The organism is Streptomyces sp. NPDC006332 (assembly GCF_040612855.1).
Classification (GTDB): domain Bacteria; phylum Actinomycetota; class Actinomycetes; order Streptomycetales; family Streptomycetaceae; genus Streptomyces.
In genome coordinates this window covers 1-2,390 of sequence record NZ_JBEXRA010000132.1, presented here as the reverse complement: position 1 = coordinate 2,390, position 2,390 = coordinate 1, and the positions used below count along the sequence as shown (strand labels likewise).

Genomic DNA, 2,390 nt, shown 5'->3' with positions numbered 1-2,390 from the left:
CCGTCGGCCCATGCCCAGCTCGCGTGCAGACACGGCCCCTCGGCCAGGTCGTACGTCACCGCATTCAGCTCCAGCGCGTGCGCCAACGGCAGCCCGGCGTCGGCACCTCCACCGACCATGCCGGCGCGGGCACTCAACTCCCATGCGCCGCCGCCACCGTTGGTGAACCGGCCGAGGTAGTTGAAGCCCACCTCGGCCTGGCCGCACGTGGCGAGTTCGGCCCCGGCGGCCGGGTCGAGGTGGCGCAGGACGCCGTAGCCGATGCCGTCGTCGGGGACGGCCCGCATCTGCTCCTTGACCCGCTTCACCACCTGCCCGGCAGCCGCACCACCGGCACACACCTCGTCCCAGGACACCTCGCCCGCGTCGAGACGCACCGGATGGATGGACGTGAACCACCCCACCGTCCGCGACAGATCGATTCCCGCGCCTTCCACACGGCCATGACCCTCAAGGTCCAGCAGTACACCCGCGTCCGACACCCGGCCACGCCGCCGCTGCCACTCCTGTACCGCCGGTGTCAGACCCGCCAGCAGCACATCGTTCACCCCGCCACGGAACAACGCTGGTACCCGCGTCAGCAGCGCCTCCGTCAGCTCCGCAGGGAGAGACAGGTCCAGCACCCGGCGGGTGACCACTGTGTCCTTCGCCGCGTCCAGTGGCCGCGACCCCAGCGGTTGCGCAGGCTCGCCGGCGATGCGACGCCAGAGGTCCAACTGGGCAGCGTACGTACCCTGGTCGGCCTGCTCGTGCAACCGTCGTGCCCAGCTCCGGAACGACGACGGCACGGGCTCCGGCTCGCGGCCCTCCCAGGCCGCTTTCAGATCCTCCAGCAGGATCCGCCACGACACACCGTCCACCACCAGGTGATGCGCCACCAGCAACAGCCGGCCCGGCTCGAACCACACGGCGCGCAAGACGACACCGGCGTCGGGATCGAGCCGTCGGCGCTCGGCCTCGGCCCGATCGTCGATGGCGGTCAGCGCGGCCGCTTCGTCGAGGTCGTCGACCGCGGCGTGCTCCAGCATGCCGCCCGCGTCCACAGCCCCCGGCGCTGCCACCTCCAACGACCAGGCACTGCCCTCACGCACCAGACGTGAACGCAGCATGTCGTGCCGATCGACCACTGCCTGCAACGCCCTGACCAGGCCGGCACGGTTCACCGCATCCGGCAGGGACACCACCACATGCTGGTGGAACCCCTCCACAGGCCCGCCCAGCCCGCGCAGCCAACCCATGACCGGAGTCAGCGGCACCGTACCGAGCCCGGCACCGGCAGGCTCCGTCACCGCACTGTCGGCGCCCACCGGTACCGCGGCCTGGGCCAGCCGTTCGACCGAAGGGTGCTGGAACACATCCCGCGCCGAGAGCACCCAGCCCGCCCGACGCGCACGCGACACCAGCTGAATCGCCATGATGCTGTCGCCACCACAATCGAAGAAGGAGTCCTCCACCCCCACTTCGTCCAGGCCCAGCACCTCGGCGAACAAGGAGCACAACACCCGCTCCGCACCCGGGCGTGGCTCACGGCCGGCACCGGAGGTGAACTCCGGCGCCGGCAACGCCCGCCGATCCACCTTGCCGTTCACCGTCAACGGCAGCCGCTCCAACACCACGAAGGCCGCCGGCACCATGTATTCCGGCAAGGTCTTACCCACGAAAGCGCGCAGGTCGGCCGTCGGCGGCAGCTCGCCGTCCGGGACGAGGTAGGCGACCAGGCGTTCGTCGCGGACGATCACCACGGCGTCGCGGATCGCGGGGTGGGAACTGAGGCGGGCGCTGATTTCGCCGGGTTCGATGCGGTAGCCGCGGACCTTGACCTGGTCGTCGGCGCGTCCGAGGAACTCCAGGCTTCCGTCGGTACGTCGGCGGGCGAGGTCGCCGCTGCGGTAGAGGCGTGAGCCGGCGGGGCCGAAGGGGTCGGGAACGAAGCGTTCCGCGGTGAGTTCGGGCCGGTTGAGGTAGCCGCGGGCCACGCCGGGCCCGCCGACGTAGATCTCTCCGGGGACACCGACCGGCACCAGCTCGCCGCGCGCGTCCAGGAGGTGGAGGGTCAGATCGTTCAGCGGACGGCCGATCGGGCTCGCCGATCCACCGGCGGCGACGTCTTCCTCGCCGACCGGGTAGTACGTGACATGTACCGTCGTCTCGGTGATGCCGTACATGTTCACCAGCTGCGGCGACTCCAGACCATGGCGTGCCACCCAGCCCTGAAGAGCCCCACAGTCGAGGGCCGCACCACCGAAGACGACTGTGCGCAGGGCGAGTCGGCCGCTGTTGTTGCGGGTGCGGTCCTCTTCGATGAGTTGTGTGAAGGCGGACGGTGTCTGGTTCAGTACCGTCACGCCCTCGCGTACGAGCAGCTCGTGGAATTGGCTCGGCTCGCGAGC

The 2,390-nt window shown here is 70.4% G+C and carries 1 protein-coding gene; it reads right to left on the bottom strand.

The annotated features are described in order from the left end of the window. The coding region (locus ABZ027_RS43095; RefSeq protein WP_356778573.1) for a condensation domain-containing protein at positions 1-2,390 on the bottom strand (2,390 nt) is incomplete at both ends.